The sequence below is a fragment of the Pseudomonas sp. 57B-090624 genome, from assembly GCF_003234055.1.
GTDB classification, from domain to species: domain Bacteria; phylum Pseudomonadota; class Gammaproteobacteria; order Pseudomonadales; family Pseudomonadaceae; genus Metapseudomonas; species Metapseudomonas tohonis.
In genome coordinates this window covers 50,953-70,291 of record NZ_QKRU01000024.1, presented here as the reverse complement: position 1 = coordinate 70,291, position 19,339 = coordinate 50,953, and the positions used below count along the sequence as shown (strand labels likewise).

The window sequence follows — 19,339 nt, the reverse complement described above, 5'->3', positions numbered from 1 at the left end:
TCGTGTCGATGAATCTGCCGCTGTTTCCGCTCAATACCGTGCTCTTCCCCGGCTGCGCGCTCGACCTGCAGCTGTTCGAGGCGCGCTACCTGGACATGATCGGCCGCTGCATGAAGCAGGGCACCGGTTTCGGCGTGGTCTGCATCCTCGAGGGCGATGAGGTGGGCGAGGCGGCGAGCCGTTTCGCCGGCACGGGGTGCGAGGCGGTCATCCGTGATTTCCAGCAACTGCCCAACAGCCTGCTGGGTATCCGCGTGGAAGGCGGGCGCCGCTTCAGGGTGACCCGCGCCGAAGTCCGGCCGGACCAGCTCACGGTCGCCGACGTCGAATGGCTGGACGAGGCCGAGGAGCGCCCGCTGCTGCCCGAGCACGCCGACCTCGCCGCGTTGCTCAACGCCCTGGCCGAGCACCCGCTGGTGCAGGGGCTGGGCATGGGCGGGCTGTCCAATGGGCAGCAGGAGCTGGCCAACCAGTTGGCCTACCTGCTGCCGTTTTCCCTCAAGGAGAAGCTGGAGCTGCTCACGCTGGGCGACCCCGAGCAGCGCCTGAGCCACCTGCAGGGGCTGCTGGACAAGCTGCAGGGCGACATGATCGCCTGAGCCGCCCGCCTCTCCTTTCCCGGGCTGAAGCCCGGGCTACCGGCTCCCGGTCACTTGTAGCGGTACATGGCCAGGGCTTCGGGCAGCGCCCAGGTGGCGATGGCGCCGAGCAGGGCGATGCAGGCCGGCAACACCAGCCACCAGACCCGCGCGCTCATCGCCGGCATCGGCTGGTCACGCTGCAGGATGGCCAGCCAGGCGGCGCAGATGCAGCCGGCCAGCAGGGCGCCGGCGAGGATGTCGGTGGGCCAGTGCACCCCCAGGTAGACCCGCGACAGGGCGATCGCCAGCGCCGGCAGGCACGCCAGCAGCAGCCAGGTCAGGCGCATGCGCGCGGGTTGCGAGCGCCCGGCCAGCACGCCCAGTACCAGGAAGAAGGCGAAGGCCGCCGAGCTGTGGCCGCTGGGGAAGCTGAAGGTGCTCAGTGGCTCGGCCAGCACCTCGGGGCGGGCGCGGGCGAAGAGTTGCTTGAGGCCGCCGTTGGCCAGTGCGGTGCACAGCAGGGTGGCGCCGGCGAACACCGCGTGGCGCCATTGCCGGGCCACTAGCAGAACGCCGGTGAGCAGTGCGCCGACGATCAGCTGGGTGCGGAAGTCGCCGAGGCGGGTGACCAGCACCATGAAACTGTCGAGGGTGTCGTTGCGCTGCTCCTGCACCAGCGCCATCAGGCCCTGGTCGAAGTCGTGCAGGTACGACCAGCCGAAGAACAGCCCCGCCAGCAGCACCAGGCTGAGGCCGGCGGCCAGGGGCGTCGCCCAGCGCTTCTCGCGCAGGCTGCCCTGCAGGATCAGCAGCAGCATCCCCAGCACCGCGACCACCACCACCCCGGCTTCTTTCCAGAAACCTTCCGGCAACGGCAGGCGGAAGGCGGCGCCGGTGGCCCAGCCGGGGAGCAGGTAGGCCACCGACCAGCCCGCCGCAGCGACCAGGCTCACCGCAATGAAGCGTGGCAGCGGCATGTCGAGCATGCCGGCGACCATGGGCAGCATCGGCCGCAGCGGGCCGATATAGCGGCCCACCAGCAGGCTGGCGACGCCGTAGCGGTTGAAGTAGTTCTCCGCGCCCGCCAGCCATTCCGGGTGGTGGCGCAGGCCCGGCAGGCGGCGGATGTTCTGGTGGAAGCGGCGGCCCAGCCCATAGGAGATGGCATCGCCCAGCAGGCCGCCGAAGTAGCCCAGCAGCAGCGTTTCCCAGAGCCCCAGCGCGCCGCTGCCGGCCAGGGCGGCCACGGCGAACAGCAGCACGGTGCCGGGCACGATGATCCCGGCGATGGCCAGGCATTCGACGCAGGCGATGATGAAGATGGCCAGGCCCAGCCATTGGGGATGGGCGCCGAGCCAGGTGGTGATGGCGTCGAGCCATTCGCTCATGGGGTCGTTCCTTCGATCAGGTGATAGTGCTGCCCTTCGACCTGCCCACGGCGCAAAGGGTTGCGTGTGCAGTGCCGTGCATAGCCGGCGTCAACGAAGCGGTAGGGCAGGTGCTCGTCGCGGCCGTGGGGAATGCCCAGGCGGGTGGTCTGGATGATCTGTGCGGGGCGCTCGCCAACGTCCTCGACGAACAGCCGCGCCAGGTCGAAGCGCTGTGCGTCCCACTCCTTGACGCGCAGGGCGAGCGCCTTGCACAGCAGGGTCTGGCCGGCGCAGAGGCGCTCCGGCGGGCGGGGGATACCGTTGGCGTCGGGGTTGTTGCGCTGCATGGCGAGCAGCGCCTCGGGGCCGCAGATCGCGTCCTGCCAGGGATGGGCGGACTTGATCAGCACGGCGTTGCCGGGGCCCTTGGCGCTGAAGTTCAGCGAGTCGCCGCCGCGTGCGTAGTACATATAGATGTGGCCGCCATCGAGGAACAGCGCCCGGCGCTTCTCGGTGTAGCCGAGGGAAGCGTGGCTGCCCTTCTCGGCGCAGTAATAGGCTTCCGTCTCGATGATGCGGGCCGACAGCCAGTGCCCGTCGACCCGGTGGCGGATCACCTTGCCGAGCAGTTCGCGGGCCAGCAGTTGGGCGTCACGATCGAAGAAGCCATCGCCCAGCGGGCGGGCGCCCGGCCAGGGCAAACTTAGGGTGGGAACGGTCGGCATGGGCTGTCTTGGGCGTCCTCGGCGGCTTAGGCTGGCGATTATACGTAAGCCTCGCCGGCCGGCAGCTGAACGGCTGGATGGGAAATACCAAGAAAAACAATAACGAGTCCTGCCATGTCCAGAGCCGCCCGGGCCGACAGCGCCCACATCACGCCCAGCGCCCACTACACCGGCTACGTCTGGTACCGCCACCACCTGGCCGATCCGGCGTTCGCCACTTCCTTCGGGCGCTGGGTGCATGGCTTGCTCAGCCCCATCACCTGGGGCGCGCGCGTGGGCTTCGGCCTGGACATCGAGAGTTTCCTGCTGCAACGCCATTTGCTGATCGACGCCCGCCTCGACGCGGCCATCGGCACCGGTACGCCGCAGGTGGTGGAGATCGCCTGCGGCCTGTCGCCCCGGGGGCGGCGCTTCTGCGAGCGTTACCCGGAGCTGCGCTACCTGGAGGCCGACCTGCCACCCATGGCCGCGCGCAAGCGCTTGCTGCTGCACAGCGAGGGCTGGCTCAACAGCCGCCATCAGGTGCGTGCGGTGGACATCCTCGCGGGTGAGGGTGGGCAGGGGCTGGAGGCGTTGTTCGCCGGGCTGGACCGGCAGCGACCGGTGGTGGTGATCACCGAGGGGCTGGTGAACTACTTCGAACTACCGGTGATCGAGGACTTCTGGCGGCGCCTGGCCGACCAGCTGCGCGCCTTTCCCGCCGCCACCTACCTCACCGACCTCTATCCCGACCTGCGCGAGCACCCGCGCTACCGCCAGCTGCGCTGGGGCGTGGACCTGGTGGGGCGCTTCACCCGCGGCAACTACCCGCTGCACTACCGCGACAGCGCCGCCATCATCGAGGGCTTCAACCGCTGCGGCTTCCCCCGGGTGCAGGTGCTGGACCCGCAGGTGGACGGCGCCAACCTGGGGTTGCGCATGGGGCGCTGGCCCACCCTGGTCCGCGTCGTCGAAGCCTCCATTTGAAACGCGACAAGTGGCAAGCCACAAGCCACAAGCCACAAGCCACAAGTGACAAGCCAGAAGCCAGAAGCCAGAAGCAGACTCCTGGCTTCCAGCTTCCAGCTTTCAGGCCGCTGCCGCCGCCATCTGCCAGGGCCCGACCTGGGCGGCGAGGGCGGTGCTGGCCTGGGCGTCGACATGGGTGAAGACCAGCGACAGCGTGTCGCCCTGGCGGCGCAGGGGCAGCAGCTCCAGCGCTGGCAGGTCGCCGGCGCGCAGGCTCCAGCCCCGGGTGGGGAGGGTGGCCGGCAGATTGCCGTGCAGCAGGCCGCCGAAGAAGCCCAGCTCGCTCACTTCCACGCTTAGCTCTCCCAGTTCCGGGTGGAACAGGTGGCCGTTGCGGTCGAGCGGCGCGAGCCGGGGTTCCTGGCGCTTTTCCAGGCTGCCGAGCATGCCGCGCGCGAGGCGGGCGGAGCCGGGGGCCAGTTGCGGCAGTGGGCGGCCCTCGAAGAAGGGCACGTAGAGGCGTGAGCAGGCGTCGCGGCGTTCGAACTGGGCCAGGTGATCGCCGTTCTCGATCAGTGCGCAGTCGGCGTCGGCGCAGGCGGCAGCGAACTGCGCGTGCTCCCAGGGTTGGGTGAAGTGGTCGTATTCGCCGGCCAGCACCAGGGTCGGGCAGGCCGGGTGCCGGGCGAAGCCGCCGAAGTCCAGCAGCCGCCGGCTGTTCTGCCGGTAGCGCTCCTGCTCCACCGGTGACAGGCGCTGCAACTGGCGCAGCATGGCCTTGCGGAAGCCCGGGGTGATGCCGGTGGCACCCAGGCGCAGCGGGTTGATCAGGCCGATCAGCACGCCCTGGGCGAAGGCCGCGAGGTTGCCTTCGGCGAGCATCAGCAGGCCTTCCTCCAGCAACGCGCGGGCGCCGTCGCGGCCGAAGGCGGTGATGCCGGCCAGCAGCAGGCGCTCGCAACGGTGCGGGTGGCGGCTGGCGAACAGCGCGGCCAGGGCCGAGCCGTAGGACAGGCCGATGGGCATCAGGGGGGGCAGGGCCAGCTCCTCGGCGAAGTCGGCGAAGTCGGCGATCAGGTCGGCGAGCTGCTCCAGCCCCAACTCGGGAGCCAGCTGCAGGTTGCCGCCCTGGCCGGGCAGGTCGAGGAGGATCACCGGGTGTTCGTCCAGCAGCTCCTCCACCTCGGCGGCGAAGGAGCGGAAGCTCTGGAACGCACCGCCGAGCATGAGCACGGGTGGGCGGGTGTCCTCGGGGTGGCGGGACCAGGCCTGGTAGTGCAGGCACCAGGGGCCGATGTGGAGCCTCTCGGGGGGCGAGGCGAGCAGGTCTGCGCTGTATCCGGTGCGATAGTGCATGGCGATCCTCCGGCGCTCGGGCGCCTTCTTGTTGTTCTCGCCGCGAGTCGGGGCGCGGTGGCACGAGCTCAAGGTAAACATCGGTGACGATTTTGTTTACCCAACCTTCGGGCGGCACAAGGCCAGTATTTTCCGCCGGGTGTCACCGTATCCCCTGCAAGCGCGGGCCCTGGCGGCTGCGGCGGTGCCGCGCCGGCACCGCGTGACGTGCTGTCTACCATCCGCCCGGCGCCGCTGGGCGTGGCGGGGCGCGCGGGCTATAATCGCCCACTTTTCCCAACTGCCAGACCGCCGAGACCATGACCGAGTCCGTTCTCGATTACATGACCCGCCTGGGCCGCGCCGCGCGCGCCGCCTCGCGCGTGGCCGCCCGTGCCAGCACCGCGCAGAAGAACCGCGCCCTGCTGGCCGCCGCCGATGCACTGGACGCCGCTCGCGCAGAGCTGTCCGCCGCCAACGAGCAGGACCTGGCCAATGGCCGGGCCAACGGCCTGGAGCCAGCCATGCTGGATCGCCTGGCGCTCACCCCGGCACGCATCGACGACATGATCGAGGGCCTGCGCCAGGTGGCCACCCTGCCGGACCCGATCGGCGAGATCCGCGACATGCGCTACCTGCCTTCGGGCATCCAGGTGGGCAAGATGCGCGTGCCGCTGGGCGTGATCGGCATCATCTACGAGTCGCGCCCGAACGTGACCATAGACGCCGCCAGCCTGTGCTTGAAGTCCGGTAACGCCACCATCCTGCGGGGCGGCTCGGAGGCCATCCATTCCAACCAGGCCATCGCCGCCTGCATCCAGAAGGGCCTGGCCGACGCCGGCCTGCCGGCCGAACTGGTGCAGGTGGTCGAGACCACCGACCGCGCCGCCGTGGGCGCGCTGATCAGCATGCCGGAGTTCGTCGACGTGATAGTCCCGCGCGGCGGCAAGGGCCTGATCGAACGCATCAGCCGCGAGGCCAAGGTGCCGGTGATCAAGCACCTGGACGGTATCTGCCATGTCTACATCGACATCGCCGCCGACCTGGACAAGGCGATCCGCGTCGCCGACAACGCCAAGACCCAGCGCTACGCACCCTGCAACACCATGGAGACGCTGCTGGTGCATGCCGGCATCGCCGAGCGCGTGCTGCCGCCGCTGGCCGCCATCTACCGCGACAAGCAGGTGGAGCTGCGTGGCGATGCCGCCACCCGCGCGCTGCTGGGCGGCGACGTGCTGGAGGCGACCGAGGAAGACTGGCGCACCGAGTACAACGCGCCGATCCTGTCGATCCGCATCGTCGCGGGCCTGGATGAGGCGATCGAGCACATCAACGCCTACGGCTCGCAGCACACCGACGCGATCATCACCGAGAACTTCAGCGACGCCCGCCGTTTCCTCACCGAGGTGGATTCCGCCTCGGTGATGGTCAATGCCTCGACGCGCTTCGCCGATGGCTTCGAGTACGGCCTGGGCGCGGAGATCGGCATCTCCACCGACAAGCTGCACGCCCGCGGGCCGGTCGGCCTGGAGGGCCTGACCAGCGAGAAATACGTGGTCTTCGGCGACGGTCACGTGCGCACCTGATGGGCAAACGCATCGGTCTGTTCGGCGGTACCTTCGATCCTGTGCACATCGGCCACTTGCGTGGTGCGCTGGAGGTCGCCGAGCTGATGGGGTTCGACGAGTTGCGCCTGATCCCCAGCGCCAGGCCGCCGCACCGCGAGACGCCGCAGGTGTCCGCGGCCGATCGCCTGGAAATGGTCCAGCGCGCGGTGGCGGACCTGCCGCCGCTGGTGGTGGACGATCGTGAGCTCAAGCGCGACCGGCCGTCCTGGACCATCGACACCCTGGAGTCGCTGCACGCCGAACTCGGCGCCGACGACTCGCTGTACCTGCTGCTGGGCTGGGATGCCTTCTGCGGCCTGCCGGGCTGGCACCGTTGGGAGGAGCTGCTGGAGCACTGCCACATCCTGGTGCTGCAACGGCCGGACGCCGACAGTGAACCACCGGAAGCCCTGCGCGACCTGCTGGCGGCGCGCAGCATCGCCGATCCCCTGGCCCTGGCCGGGCGGGGCGGACAGATTTCCTTTGTATGGCAGGCGCCGCTGGCGGTTTCCGCCACGCAGATCCGCCAGCTGCTGGCCACCGGGCGCTCGGTACGCTTCCTCGTACCCGACGCGGTGCTGGCCTATATCCATGAGCACGGCCTGTACCGTGCGACGAACTGATTGATCGAGGTAGAAGAACCGATGCAAAACGAAGAACTGGTCAAGGTCGCCATCGCGGCCCTGGAAGACATGAAGGCCCAGGACATCACCACCATCGATGTGCGCGGCAAGACCAGCGTCACCGACTTCATGGTGATCGCCAGCGGCACCTCCAGCCGCCACGTCAAGTCGATCGCCGACAACGTGCTGGAGAAGGTCAAGGAACAGGGCCAGCGCCCGCTGGGCAGCGAAGGCCTGGACAGCGGCGAGTGGGCCCTGCTGGACCTGGGCGATGTGGTCGTGCACGTGATGCAGGTCGCCACCCGCCAGTTCTACGACCTCGAGCGCCTGTGGCAGGGTGCCGAGCAGAGCCGCGCCCAGCATCCCCAGGAATAACGGAGCACCGCCTTGCGTCTGCGTCTGATCGCCGTCGGCTCGCGCATGCCCCGCTGGGTGGAGGAGGGCTGGCACGAGTACGCCAAGCGCCTGCCTGCCGAGCTTTCCCTGGAGCTGGTGGAGATACCCCTGACCACGCGCGGCAAGAATGCCGACGTGGCACGGATGATCCGCCAGGAAGGGGAGGCGATGCTGGCCAAGGTGCAGCCCGGGGAACGCATCGTCACCCTGGAAGTCGAAGGCCGCGCCTGGAGCACCGAGCAACTGGCAGTGGAACTGGACCGCTGGCGCCTCGACGCGCGCACCGTGAACCTCATGGTCGGCGGCCCGGAAGGGCTGGCACCGGAGGTCTGCGCGCGCAGCGAACAGCGCTGGTCGCTGTCGCCGCTGACCCTGCCGCACCCGCTGGTGCGGATCCTGGTGGGCGAACAGATCTATCGAGCCTGGACCGTGCTGTCCGGCCACCCCTATCACAAGTAAGCCGTACCGATGCCGCAGCCGATCCGCCTGAAAGACCACGAGAAGGATGCCCGCCTGGTGCGTCGTCGCGTCGTCGTCGGCGCGGTGCTGGTGCTGTTGCTGACCTGCGTGCTGATCGCCCGCCTCTATTACCTGCAGGTGATCCAGTACGAGTACCACTCGACGCTTTCCGAGAACAACCGCGTCCACGTCCAGCCGATCCCGCCGACCCGTGGCCTGATCTACGACCGCAACGGGCTGATCATCGCCGACAACCGCCCGAGCTTCAGCCTGACGGTGACCCGTGAGCGCGCCGGCGACTGGGAGCAGACGCTGGATGTGATAGTCGAGGCGCTGCAGTTGACGCCGGATGACCGCGCGCTGTTCGAAAAGCGCATGAAGCAGGGGCGCCGCCCGTTCGAGCCGGTGCCCATCCTCTTCGAGCTGTCGGAGGAGCAGATCGCCCGCGTGGCGGTGAACCAGTTCCGCCTGCCGGGCGTGGAGGTGGTCGCGCAACTGGTGCGCCACTACCCGCAGGGTGCGCACTTCGCCCATTCGGTGGGCTACGTCGGGCGCATCAACGAGAAGGAGCTCAAGGAGCTCGACCCGATCAACTACAGCGGCACCCACCACATCGGCAAGACCGGCATCGAGCGCTTCTACGAGGACACGCTGCATGGCGAGGTGGGTTACGAGGAAGTCGAGACCAACGCCCGTGGCCGTGTGCTGCGGGTACTCAAGCGCACCGATCCGAAGCCGGGCAAGGACCTGGTGCTGACCATCGATACGCGCCTGCAGGAGGCGGCGGAAGCGGCCCTTGGCGGGCGTCGGGGCGCCATCGTGGCCATCGAGCCGTCCAGCGGCGATGTGCTGGCGATGGTCAGCCAGCCGAGCTTCGATCCCAACCCCTTCGTCACCGGCATCAGCTTCAAGCAGTACGCCGAGCTGCGCGACTCCATCGACCGGCCGCTGTACAACCGCGTGCTGCGCGGGCTCTATCCGCCGGGGTCGACGGTCAAGCCGATGGTGGCGGTCTCCGGGCTGGAGGCCGGCGTGGTCACCCCCGAGTCGCGGGTGTTCGACCCGGGCTTCTACCAACTGCCCAACTACGATCACAAGTACCGCAACTGGAACCGCACCGGTGATGGCTGGGTGAGCCTGGAGACCGCGATCATGCGGTCCAACGACACCTACTTCTACGACCTTGCCCACAAGATGGGCATCGACCGCCTGCATGCTTCCATGAGCCGCTTCGGCTTCGGCCAGAAGGTGGCCCTGGACATGTTCGAGGAGACCACCGGGCTGATGCCGTCGCGCGACTGGAAGCGCGCCCGCTACCGCCAGGCCTGGTACCCGGGCGAGACGCTGATCCTCGGCATCGGCCAGGGCTACATGCAGGCCACGCCGCTGCAACTCGCCCAGGCCACCGCGCTGATGGCGAGCCGGGGCAAGTGGATCCGCCCGCACCTGGCCAAGACCATCGAGGGCAAGGCTCCTGAAGATCCGAACCCGATGCCGGACATCACCCTGCGCGACCCGAAGTTCTGGGACTACGCGCGCTCCGGCATGGAGCAGGTGATGCACGGCGCGCGGGGCACCGCTCGCAAGGTCGGCGATACCTCGGTCTACCGCATCGCCGGCAAGTCCGGTACCGCGCAGGTGGTGGCGATCAAGCAGGGCGAGAAGTACGACCGCTCGAAGGTCCAGGAACGCCACCGCGACCACGCGCTGTTCATCGGCTTCGCCCCGGCCGACAACCCGAAGATCGCCGTCGCGGTGATGGTGGAGAACGGTGAATCCGGCTCCGGTGTCGCCGCGCCCGTGGTCAAGCAGGTGATGGACGCCTGGCTGCTGGGCCCCGATGGGCAGCTCAAGCCCGAGTTCCAGTCGCCGCAGGCGCCCCTGACCGCCGAGAAGAGCCCGAGCCGATGAACAGCAACTTCGACCGCACCCTGTCCAACGAGGACGTGATGCGCCGCCGCGCCAGCCTGCTGCAGCGCCTGCACATCGATGGCCAGTTGCTGCTGCTCCTGCTGGTACTGGCCGCCGGCAGCCTGTTCGTCCTCTATTCGGCCAGTGGCAAGCACTGGGACCTGCTGATGAAGCAGGCGTCGTCCTTCGGCCTGGGGCTGGTGGCGATGGTGGTGATCGCCCAGTTCGAACCGCGCTTCCTCGCCCGCTGGGTGCCCCTGGGCTACGTCGGCGGCGTGGCGCTGCTGATCGTGGTCGACATCATGGGCCACAACGCCATGGGCGCCACCCGCTGGATCAATATCCCCGGGGTGATCCGCTTCCAGCCCGCGGAGTTCATGAAGATCCTCATGCCGGCGACCATCGCCTGGTACCTGTCCAAGCGAACGCTGCCCCCCAAGCTCAAGCATGTGGTGGTGAGCCTGGCGCTGATCGTGGTGCCCTTCATCCTGGTGGTGCGCCAGCCGGACCTCGGCACCGCGCTGCTGATCCTCGCCTCGGGGGCGTTCGTGCTGTTCATGGCCGGGCTGCAGTGGCGCTGGATACTCGGCGCGGTCACGGCGGTGGTGCCGATCGCGGTGGGGATGTGGTTCTTCGTCATGCACGACTACCAGAAGCAGCGCGTGCTGACCTTCCTCGACCCGGAAAGCGACCCGCTGGGCACCGGCTGGAACATCATCCAGTCGAAGGCGGCGATCGGCTCGGGCGGGGTATTCGGCAAGGGCTGGCTGCTGGGCACCCAGTCGCACCTGGATTTTTTGCCCGAAAGCCACACGGACTTTATCATTGCCGTCCTCGGCGAAGAGTTCGGCCTGGTCGGCGTGTGCATCCTGCTGCTGGTCTACATGCTGCTGATCGGTCGCGGCCTGGTCATCACCGCCCAGGCACAGACCCTGTTCGGCAAGTTGCTGGCGGGCAGCCTGACCATGACCTTCTTCGTCTACGTGTTCGTCAACATCGGCATGGTCAGTGGCCTGCTGCCGGTGGTGGGAGTGCCCCTTCCCTTCATTAGCTACGGCGGAACTTCGCTGGTTACGCTGCTGTCAGGGTTTGGGGTTTTGATGGCCATCCATACCCATCGCAAGTGGATCGCCCAGGTTTGATACGAGTGAATAATTTGAAAAGACTGCGCAGCTGGATGGTGCGGGGGACCCTGGGTCTCGGCGGCGTGCTGGGAGCCGCCGCGCCGGCCCTGGCGGGGGACTACGAAGGCAGCCCGCAGGTCGCCGAGTTCGTTGCGGAGATGACCCGCGACTACGGCTTCGCCGGGGAGCAGCTGGTCAGCCTGTTCCGCGAGGTGGAACGCAAGCAGGCGATCCTCGACGCGATTTCGCGGCCGGCCGAACGGGTCAAGCCGTGGAAGGAATACCGCCCGATCTTCATCACCGATGCGCGCATCCAGAAAGGCGTGGCGTTCTGGAACCAGCACGCCGACGCCCTGGCCCGTGCCGAGAAAGAGTACGGCGTGCCGGCCCAGGTGATAGTCGCCATCATCGGCGTCGAGACGTTCTATGGCGGCAACACCGGCAGCTACCGGGTGATCGATGCCCTGTCGACCCTGGGCTTCGACTACCCGCCACGTGCCGAATTCTTCCGCAAGCAGTTGAAGGAGTTCCTCCTGCTGGCACGCGAGGAGCAGGTCGACCCGCTCACCCTGAAGGGCTCCTACGCCGGCGCCATGGGGCTGCCGCAGTTCATGCCCAGCAGCTTCCGCGCCTATGCGGTGGACTTCGACGGCGACGGCCACATCGATATCTGGACCAACCCGGTGGACGCCATCGGCAGCGTCGCCAGCTACTTCAAGCGTCATGGCTGGGTGGCCGGCGAGCCGGTGGTCAGCCGCGCCCAGGTACGTGGCGAGAATGCCGAGCAGGGCCTCACCGAAGGCCTGGACCCGGTGAAGAATGTCGGCGAACTGCGTGCCCTGGGCTGGGCAAGCGGGGATGCCTTGCGCGATGATCTCGCCGTCACGGCCTTCAGGCTGGATGGTGCGGACGGCATGGAGTACTGGATGGGCCTGCCCAACTTCTACGTGATCACCCGCTACAATCGCAGCGTGATGTATTCCATGGCGGTGCATCAGCTTTCAGAATCCTTGGTCAATGCGCGGGGCGGGCGTTAACACATGCGGCAGATGCCGATCAGATTCGCTGCTTACGGTGCCCTGGTGCTGCTGCTTGCCAGCTGCTCCAGCAGCCGTTCCCCGCAGCCGGTACAACAAGGCGGGCCGATCTCCGGTCCTGGCGACTACTCGCGTCCGCACAAGGACGGCGCGCCCTGGTGGGACGTCGACGTCTCGCGGATCCCCGACGCGGTGCCGATGCCGCACTACGGCTCGATCAAGGCCAACCCCTATACGGTGCTGGGCAAGACCTACTACCCGATGAGCGATGCGCGCCGCTACCAGGCCACCGGCACCGCCTCCTGGTACGGCACCAAGTTCCACGGGCAGGCCACCGCCAACGGCGAGGCCTACGACCTCTACGGCATGACCGCCGCGCACAAGACCCTGCCGCTGCCGAGCTACGTCAAGGTGACCAACCTGGACAACGGCCGCACGGTGATCCTGCGCGTGAACGACCGTGGCCCGTTCTACTCCGACCGCATCATCGACCTGTCCTTCGCCGCCGCGAAGAAGCTCGGCTACGCCGAGACCGGCACCGCGCGGGTCAAGGTCGAGGGCATCGACCCCAACGAGTGGTGGGCCGCCCAGGGCCGCCCGGTGCCGATGGTGCTGGCGCAGCCGCAGCAGGTGGCCAAGCCCCAGCCGGCGCCCGCGCCCGTGCAGGTCGCCAGCGCCCCGGTCGAGCAGTACACCCCGCCGCCCGCGCAGCACGCGGCCGCCGTGCTGCCCGTGCAGATCGACGCAAAAAAAAACGGTTCACTCGGAGCCTCTGGCCTGTATCTCCAGGTGGGCGCCTTCGCCAATCCGGACGCTGCGGAGCTCCTCAAGGACAAGCTGAGCGGGATGGTGAGTGCCCCGGTATTCATCAGCTCGGTCGTGCGCAATCAGCAGATCCTGCACCGGGTTCGCCTGGGGCCGATCGACACGCAGGGTGAAGCGCAGCAATTGCAGGACAGCGTTCGCCTGGCCAACCTCGGCCAGCCGACCCTGGTGAAGCCGGACTGACGGCTTCGTTCTTAGCCCGCGAGGGCCTGTTAGACCATTAGCAACTTCAGAGAGACGGATGAACATCATCAGCTTTGCGAAACGCCTTCTACTGCCAGCAGTCCTGATCATCGCCTCGCCGGTCGCCCTGGCCGCCGAGCAGATCGTCCCGTCGCCGCCGCAACTGGCTGCCAAGGCCTATGTGCTGATGGATGCCGCCAGTGGCCAGGTCCTGGTCGAGAACAATGGTGACGAGCGCCTGCCGCCCGCGAGCCTGACCAAGCTGATGACCGCGTACATCGCCACCCTGGAGATCCGCAAGGGCCAGATCGGCGAGAACGACCCGGTGACCATCAGCGAGCACGCCTGGCGCACCGGCGGTTCGCGCATGTTCGTCCAGGTCAACACCCAGGTGTCCCTGAGCGACCTGCTGCACGGCATCATCATCCAGTCCGGCAACGATGCCAGCGTCGCCGTGGCCGAGCACATCGCCGGCAGCGAAGATGCCTTCGCCGACATGATGAACACCACTGCCGAGAAGCTCGGCATGACCGGCAGCCACTTCATGAACGCCACCGGCCTGCCCAACCCGGAGCACTACTCCACCGCGCACGACATGGCCCGCCTGGCCCGCGCGATCATCTACGAGGACCCGGCGCACTACGCCATCTACTCGCAGAAGGAGTTCTTCTGGAACAACATCAAGCAGCCCAACCGCAACCTGCTGCTGTGGCGCGACAAGACCGTCGACGGCCTGAAGACCGGTCACACCGAGGAAGCCGGCTTCTGCCTGGTGGCCTCCGCCGTGCGTGACAACCAGCGTCTGATCGCCGTGGTGTTCGGCACCAACAGCGAGCAGGCCCGTGCCGCCGAGACCCAGAAGCTGCTGACCTACGGTTTCCGTTTCTTCGAGACCAAGACCTTCTACCAGAAGGGCGCCGAGCTGGCCAAAGCCCAGGTCTGGAAGGGCGCGTCCCGCGAAGTGAAGGCCGGCCTGGCCAGCGACCTGACCATGACCCTGCCCAAGGGCCAGCTGCAGAAGCTGCAGGCGGCCATGACCCTGTCCCCGCAGCTGGTCGCGCCCATCAAGCAGGGCGATGTGATCGGCAAGGTCGAGGTCAAGCTGGACGACAAGGTGGTGCACAGCGCCGACCTGGTCGCCCTGGAGGCCGTCGAAGAAGGTGGCTTCTTCCGCCGCCTGTGGGATAGCATCCGCCTGTTCTTCTTCGGCCTGTTCAACTGAGCCGAGCCGTACCAACCGACCTACTGAGCCGACGCCCCGCACCCCACCCGGGTGGCGGGGCGTCCGCATCGCGGGCCACGAGTCCGCCGCCGCCATGACCGACGAAACCGACGTACAAGCCCCGAAAATCGAATTCCCCTGCGAGCGCTACCCGATCAAGGTGATCGGCGATGCCGGCGAGGGCTTCTCCGACCTGGTCGTCGAGATCATCCAGCGCCATGCGCCGGACCTCGACGTCACCACCCTGGTGGCACGCGACAGCCGCAACGGCCGCTTCCTCTCCGTGCAGGTACTGATCACCGCCACCAGCGTCGACCAGTTGCAGGCGATTCACGTCGACCTGCGTGCTACCGGCCGCGTGCACATGGTGCTCTAGTGGCGCCCGAGCTCATCGTCCGTCACCTGGGGTTGGCCGAATACCTGCCGACCCTGGAGGCGATGCGCCGGCTCACCGCCGAGCGCGACGACAGCACCCCCGATGAAATCTGGCTGCTGCAGCACCCCCGGGTATTCACCCAGGGGCAGGCCGGCAAGGCCGAGCACCTGCTGGCGCCGGGTGACATCCCGGTGGTGCAGGTCGATCGTGGCGGCCAGGTGACCTACCACGGCCCCGGCCAGCTGGTGGGCTACCTGATGCTCGACCTGCGCCGCCTGGGCCTGGGTGTGCGTGAGCTGGTAACCACCATGGAGCAGAGCCTGGTCGATGTGCTGGCCGGTTATGGCATCGAGGCCGCGCCCAAGGCGGATGCCCCCGGCGTCTATGTCGCGGGCGACAAGATCGCCTCGCTGGGGCTGCGGGTCAGCCGCGGCTGCTCCTTCCATGGCCTGGCACTCAACGTGGACATGGACATGTCGCCCTTCCAGCGCATCAATCCCTGCGGCTACGCTGGGCTGAAGATGGTGCAGCTCCGTGAGCTGCTCGATTCGCCGCCGTCGTTCGACGAGGTGGCGCAGCGGCTGGAGCGCGTCCTGCGCGACCGGCTCTACCCGCGCTAGGCAGATACGAAAAAGGCGCCCGGTGGGCGCCTTTTTTCGAAGTCCTGATTTCCCTTCATCGCACTCCACCCCGGTTTCCCGGGGCGGCCTTGCCGTGGCCGTTCAACCCAGGTTGAGGGCGGGAATGAGGCTGGTGTCCTGGGGCTGGCCCGGCACCGGGACCGGCGCGGCGAGGCCCAGGTTGTTCTTCTCGAACACGCGGTCGGCGCGGTAGCTGGAACGTACCAGCGGGCCGGCGGCGACTTCCATGAAGCCCTTCTCCAGGCCGATGTCGCGGAAACGGTTGAACTCCTCGGGGCTGACCCAGCGCTGGACCTTGAGGTGGTTGCGGGTCGGTTGCAGGTACTGGCCGAGGGTGAGGATGTCGACGCCGATGGCGCGCAGGTCGTCCATGGCCTCGATGACTTCCTCGTCGGTCTCGCCCAGGCCGAGCATCAGGCTGGTCTTGGTCAGCACGGACGGGCGGTGGCGCTTGGCGTGCGCCAGGGCGTTCAGGGTCTTCTCGTAGCCGGCGCGGGGGTCGCGTACCTCATGGGTCAGGCGCTTGACCGTCTCGACGTTCTGCGCAAACACCTCGAGGCCCGAGTCGACCACGCGCTCGATGGCCTGGAGGTCGCCGTCGAAATCGGGCGTCAGGGCCTCCACCACCACATTGGGGGTACGTTCCTTGATGGCGCGCACGCAGGCCGCGTAGTGGCTGGCGCCCCCGTCGTCCAGGTCGTCGCGGTCCACCGAGGTCAGCACGATGTAGCGCAGCGCCATCAGCTCGACGGACTTGGCGGTGTTCTGCGGCTCTTCCTGGTCCAGCCAGCCATTGGGGTTGCCGGTGTCCACGGCGCAGAAGCGGCAGGCGCGGGTGCACACCGAGCCCATCAACATGATGGTGGCGGTGCCGTTGGACCAGCACTCGCCCATGTTCGGGCAATGGGATTCCTGGCACACGGTGCTCAGGCGGTGCTCGCCGACGTTGCGCTTGACCGCCTCGAAACGGCTGCCGCCGGGAGCCTTCACCCGCAGCCAGCTGGGCTTGGGTTCGAATACCTGGGGTTCGGCCGAGGCGCGGCGCTTCTGGCCATCCTTGATCGCCGTGATGCCCTGGGCATTACGGAACTTCTCGCCACTGGCGACGGGTTTGGACGGGGCTGAATCGGACATCGGAACTGGCTCCGCTAGAGGCTCAGTTGGCTGCCACGGGGGCAAAAAAGGGGTGGCGCAGTGTAACACAGCGGCCGGTCTCGGCTGGAGCGAAATGACCGGATGGTCAACTGCCCGCCTGTACGGTCTGCGGGGCTCCCGGCCGGGGCCGGGCGGCCCGTTGCGCCGTTCAGGCGGGGCGCTTCAGCGCGCGCTGCGCAACTGCTCGAGCAACTGCTGGTTGGGATAGCCGTCGGCCGGCCAGCCGAGCTGCTGCTGGTAGCCACGGATTGCCTTGCGGGTGTTGGCACCGATGATGCCGTCGGCGGCACCGGGGTTGTAGCCGCCGCTGGCCAGGGCCTCCTGCAGTTCGATGCGCTCGGTGCGGCTCAGGGGTTTGTCGCCCTTGGGCCAGGTACCGGCGATCAGCCCCTGGCCGTCGAAACGCTGGGACAGCAGGCCGATGGCCAGGGCATAGGAAGACGAGTTGTTGTACTTGAGGATGGCGCGGAAGTTGTCCAGTACCAGGAAGGCCGGGCCACGGTAGCCGGCGGGCAGCAGCAGGTAGCCGCGCTCCTGGGCCAGGTGCGCGGGCAGCGGTACGCGTACGCCCAGCGCCTGCCACTCGGCCACGGTCTTGCGGGTGTCGGTGTCGGCCTGGGCATAGTCGAAGCCGGCTGGCAGCTTCACCTCGGCGCCCCAGGGCTTGCCCTTCTGCCAGCCCGAGGCCTGCAGGTAGTGGGCGGTGGAGGCCAGGGCGTCGGCGGTGGAGTTCCAGATGTCGCGGCGGCCGTCGCCGTCGAAGTCCACCGCATGGGTGTTGTAGGTGGTGGGGATGAACTGGGTCTGGCCCATGGCGCCGGCCCAGGAGCCACGCATGCCGGCAGGCTTGATGTCGCCGTGCTGGATGATCTCCAGGGCGGCGATCAGCTGGGCGTGGGCGAAGGCCGGGCGGCGGCCTTCGTAGGCCAGGGTGGCGAGGGAGCGGATCACCGACTTGTCGCCCATGAACTGGCCGAAGCTGCTTTCCATGCCCCAGACGGCCACCAGGGTCTGGCGGTCGACGGCGTAGCGCTGCTCGATGGCGTCGAGTATCCGCGCGTGTTCCGCCAGCAGGGCCTGGCCCTTGCGGACGCGGTATGGCGACATGGCCCCTTCGAGGTATTCCCAGACCGGCCGGGTGAATTCGGGCTGGCTCTGGTCGGCGCTGACCACGGCGGGGTCCGGTTCTACGCCCTGGAAGGCCTGGTCGAAAATGGTGGCGCGGATGCCGGCGGCCAGTGCTTCCTGGCGGAAGCGGGCGCGCCATTGCTCGAAGGTCTCCTCGGGCAGCACTTCGGGTGCGACCGGCGGCTGGGCGGGAGAGGCTTGGGCGGCGGATTGCGCCGGGGCAGCGGCCAGGGGAGCGGAGCTATTCGGGGTATCGGCGCAGGCGCTGAGGACTGCGAGGGTGGTGGCCACTGCCAGGCTGCGGAGAATCAGGCCGGGTACGGGGGCGAGGAGCATGGGGCGGTCTCGACAGCTGCAAAAACAAGCCGCGACCTTAACACGGATGACCCTTTTCAGGCGGCCAGAAGCGAAGAAGCCTCCCAGTTACGGGAGGCTTCGCGGCGGTAGCTGCCTTTGCCTTTCAGTGGCTGTTCCTGGCGGCTGCGGAACAGGGGCTGGGCGACGATGCTCTTCGCCTTGTTGGGTTTCTTGCGTTGCTTGGCCATGGCCGACTCTCCACTGGGCGCCTGCGGGGTTGCAGGCGCGCGCATCTTGCTCCCGCGTGCGGGCGATGTCCAGTGTCAGGCGGCGGGGATGGGCAGGCGCTGGCCGGCGAGGCTGAGCGCGAGGTGTGCGAGGCCGATCCAGGGGTCGCCGGGGGCCTGGCCCTTGATCTGCGCGTCGATGCGCTGGGCATCGCTGAGCAGTTGGTTCCAGCGCGAGGCAGGGTGGCGTTGCAGGGCACGGCTGACCAGGGGGCGGCGCTTGTCCCACACCGGCGGGCGGGCGGAGGCGAAGGCTTTCTCCAGCGGCACGCCCTGGGCGTACTGCTGGGCGATGCCGGCCAGCTGGCGCAGTTCTCGGGCCAGGGCCCAGAGGATCACCGGGGTTTCCACGCCTTCGCCGCGCAGGCCTTCGAGGGTGCGCAGGGTGTGCGCGGCCTCGCCGTTGAGCGCGGCGTCGATCAGGCCGAAGACGTCGAAGCGGGCACTGTCGGCCACTGCGGCCTGCACGGTGGCGGCGTCGATCTGGCCGCCTTCGGCGAGCAGCTTGAGCTTCTCGATCTCCTGGGCGGCGGCCAGCAGGTTGCCTTCGACCCGGGCAGCGATCAGGTCGACCGCCTCCTGGTTGGCGGCGAGGCCGGCCTGGGACAGGCGCTGGCGTATCCATTGCGGCAACTGGTGGGCGTCCACCGGCCAGATCTGCAGGAACTGGGCGTTGGGGCCGTCGATCAGGGCCTTGGCCCATTTGGTCTTCTGGGTGCTGCCGTCCAGCTTGGGCAGGCTCACCAGCAGCAGGGTGTCTTCCGGCGGGCGCGAGAGGTACTCGAGCAGGGCGGCGGCGCCCTTGTCCCCGGGCTTGCCATTGGGGATGCGCAATTCGATCAGGCGCTTGTCGGCGAACAGCGAGAGGCTGGCCCCGGCTTCATGCAGCTGCCCCCAGTCGAAGCTGGCCTCGACGTTGAAGACCTGGCGCTCGTTGAAATCGCGCTCGCGGCAGGCCGTGCGGATGGCGTCGCAGGCTTCCTGGCACAGCAGCGGCTCGTCGCCGCTGACGATGTAGACAGGCGCGAGGGTGCCTTGCAGGTGCTTGCTGAGTTGGGCGGCGTTGAGCTTCATGGGCAGGGGAAATGACCGGGGCCGCAATAGCGGCC

Annotated in this window: 20 protein-coding genes; 13 read left to right on the top strand and 7 right to left on the bottom strand. The window is 68.1% G+C overall.

The window, feature by feature from the left end; genetic code table 11:
• The first annotated feature begins 8 nt into the window (after window positions 1-8).
• On the top strand, window positions 9-599 hold the full coding sequence (locus DMX10_RS13400) for an LON peptidase substrate-binding domain-containing protein (RefSeq protein WP_111261522.1): 591 nt from the start codon (window positions 9-11) through the stop codon (window positions 597-599).
• Window positions 600-649: 50 nt separating this feature from the next.
• On the opposite strand, the gene DMX10_RS13395 is transcribed toward DMX10_RS13400, so the two are convergent.
• Window positions 650-1,969, bottom strand: coding sequence for a bifunctional DedA family/phosphatase PAP2 family protein (locus DMX10_RS13395; protein WP_111261521.1), 1,320 nt, complete (start codon window positions 1,967-1,969; stop codon window positions 650-652).
• Complete coding sequence (locus tag DMX10_RS13390) at window positions 1,966-2,676, bottom strand: DNA-3-methyladenine glycosylase (protein WP_111261520.1); 711 nt, start codon at window positions 2,674-2,676, stop codon at window positions 1,966-1,968. The genes DMX10_RS13395 and DMX10_RS13390 overlap by 4 nt, the downstream gene beginning before the upstream one ends.
• 114 nt (window positions 2,677-2,790) lie before the next feature.
• Between DMX10_RS13390 and DMX10_RS13385 the strand changes: the two genes are divergently transcribed.
• On the top strand, window positions 2,791-3,642 hold the full coding sequence (locus tag DMX10_RS13385; protein WP_111261519.1) for a class I SAM-dependent methyltransferase: 852 nt from the start codon (window positions 2,791-2,793) through the stop codon (window positions 3,640-3,642).
• A 102-nt stretch (window positions 3,643-3,744) separates the two neighbouring features.
• Here DMX10_RS13385 and DMX10_RS13380 read toward each other — a convergent pair whose 3' ends face one another.
• Window positions 3,745-4,980 (bottom strand): alpha/beta fold hydrolase, encoded by a 1,236-nt coding sequence (locus tag DMX10_RS13380; protein ID WP_111261518.1) that lies wholly within the window; start codon window positions 4,978-4,980, stop codon window positions 3,745-3,747.
• A gap of 299 nt (window positions 4,981-5,279) precedes the next feature.
• On the opposite strand from DMX10_RS13380, the gene DMX10_RS13375 reads away from it, so the two are divergent.
• The 11 genes from DMX10_RS13375 (at window position 5,280) to lipB (ending at window position 15,342) form a co-directional block, all read left to right on the top strand.
• Window positions 5,280-6,545 (top strand): glutamate-5-semialdehyde dehydrogenase, encoded by a 1,266-nt coding sequence (locus DMX10_RS13375; RefSeq protein ID WP_111261517.1) that lies wholly within the window; start codon window positions 5,280-5,282, stop codon window positions 6,543-6,545.
• Window positions 6,545-7,189, top strand: coding sequence for a nicotinate-nucleotide adenylyltransferase (gene nadD, locus DMX10_RS13370; RefSeq protein ID WP_111261516.1), 645 nt, complete (start codon window positions 6,545-6,547; stop codon window positions 7,187-7,189). The genes DMX10_RS13375 and nadD overlap by 1 nt, the downstream gene beginning before the upstream one ends.
• A 21-nt stretch (window positions 7,190-7,210) precedes the next feature.
• Window positions 7,211-7,564: a ribosome silencing factor gene (gene rsfS, locus DMX10_RS13365; protein WP_111261536.1), complete on the top strand. Its 354-nt coding sequence runs from the start codon at window positions 7,211-7,213 to the stop codon at window positions 7,562-7,564.
• 12 nt (window positions 7,565-7,576) lie between these two features.
• Window positions 7,577-8,044 (top strand): 23S rRNA (pseudouridine(1915)-N(3))-methyltransferase RlmH, encoded by a 468-nt coding sequence (gene rlmH / locus DMX10_RS13360; protein WP_111261515.1) that lies wholly within the window; start codon window positions 7,577-7,579, stop codon window positions 8,042-8,044.
• A gap of 9 nt (window positions 8,045-8,053) precedes the next feature.
• Entirely contained in the window at window positions 8,054-9,955 is a 1,902-nt protein-coding gene (mrdA, locus tag DMX10_RS13355) for a penicillin-binding protein 2 (protein ID WP_111261514.1), read from the top strand.
• A gap of 38 nt (window positions 9,956-9,993) precedes the next feature.
• Window positions 9,994-11,097, top strand: a complete 1,104-nt coding sequence (gene rodA / locus DMX10_RS13350; protein ID WP_178082952.1) for a rod shape-determining protein RodA — start codon at window positions 9,994-9,996, stop codon at window positions 11,095-11,097.
• Between the two features lie 14 nt (window positions 11,098-11,111).
• Window positions 11,112-12,116 carry a lytic murein transglycosylase B gene (mltB, locus tag DMX10_RS13345; protein ID WP_371921690.1) on the top strand — a complete coding sequence of 335 codons (1,005 nt, stop codon included), beginning with the start codon at window positions 11,112-11,114 and terminating at the stop codon, window positions 12,114-12,116.
• A 12-nt stretch (window positions 12,117-12,128) separates the two neighbouring features.
• On the top strand, window positions 12,129-13,124 hold the full coding sequence (locus DMX10_RS13340) for a septal ring lytic transglycosylase RlpA family protein (RefSeq protein ID WP_371921689.1): 996 nt from the start codon (window positions 12,129-12,131) through the stop codon (window positions 13,122-13,124).
• Between the two features lie 58 nt (window positions 13,125-13,182).
• Window positions 13,183-14,346 carry a D-alanyl-D-alanine carboxypeptidase family protein gene (locus tag DMX10_RS13335; protein WP_111261510.1) on the top strand — a complete coding sequence of 388 codons (1,164 nt, stop codon included), beginning with the start codon at window positions 13,183-13,185 and terminating at the stop codon, window positions 14,344-14,346.
• Between the two features lie 94 nt (window positions 14,347-14,440).
• Window positions 14,441-14,722 carry a DUF493 domain-containing protein gene (locus DMX10_RS13330; RefSeq protein WP_111261509.1) on the top strand — a complete coding sequence of 94 codons (282 nt, stop codon included), beginning with the start codon at window positions 14,441-14,443 and terminating at the stop codon, window positions 14,720-14,722.
• On the top strand, window positions 14,722-15,342 hold the full coding sequence (lipB, locus tag DMX10_RS13325) for a lipoyl(octanoyl) transferase LipB (RefSeq protein ID WP_111261508.1): 621 nt from the start codon (window positions 14,722-14,724) through the stop codon (window positions 15,340-15,342). The genes DMX10_RS13330 and lipB overlap by 1 nt, the downstream gene beginning before the upstream one ends.
• Before the next feature lie 102 nt (window positions 15,343-15,444).
• On the opposite strand, the gene lipA is transcribed toward lipB, so the two are convergent.
• The 4 genes from lipA to holA form a co-directional block, all read right to left on the bottom strand.
• Window positions 15,445-16,497, bottom strand: coding sequence for a lipoyl synthase (gene lipA / locus DMX10_RS13320; RefSeq protein WP_111261507.1), 1,053 nt, complete (start codon window positions 16,495-16,497; stop codon window positions 15,445-15,447).
• Window positions 16,498-16,680: 183 nt separating this feature from the next.
• Window positions 16,681-17,982 carry a lytic murein transglycosylase gene (locus tag DMX10_RS13315; protein ID WP_111261506.1) on the bottom strand — a complete coding sequence of 434 codons (1,302 nt, stop codon included), beginning with the start codon at window positions 17,980-17,982 and terminating at the stop codon, window positions 16,681-16,683.
• Window positions 17,983-18,038: 56 nt separating this feature from the next.
• Window positions 18,039-18,191, bottom strand: coding sequence for an alternative ribosome rescue factor ArfA (arfA, locus tag DMX10_RS13310; protein ID WP_044410741.1), 153 nt, complete (start codon window positions 18,189-18,191; stop codon window positions 18,039-18,041).
• Between the two features lie 75 nt (window positions 18,192-18,266).
• The gene (gene holA / locus DMX10_RS13305) at window positions 18,267-19,304 is read right to left on the bottom strand and encodes a DNA polymerase III subunit delta (protein WP_111261505.1); all 1,038 of its coding nucleotides are present in this window, start codon (window positions 19,302-19,304) and stop codon (window positions 18,267-18,269) included.
• Between the last annotated feature and the right edge of the window lie 35 nt (window positions 19,305-19,339).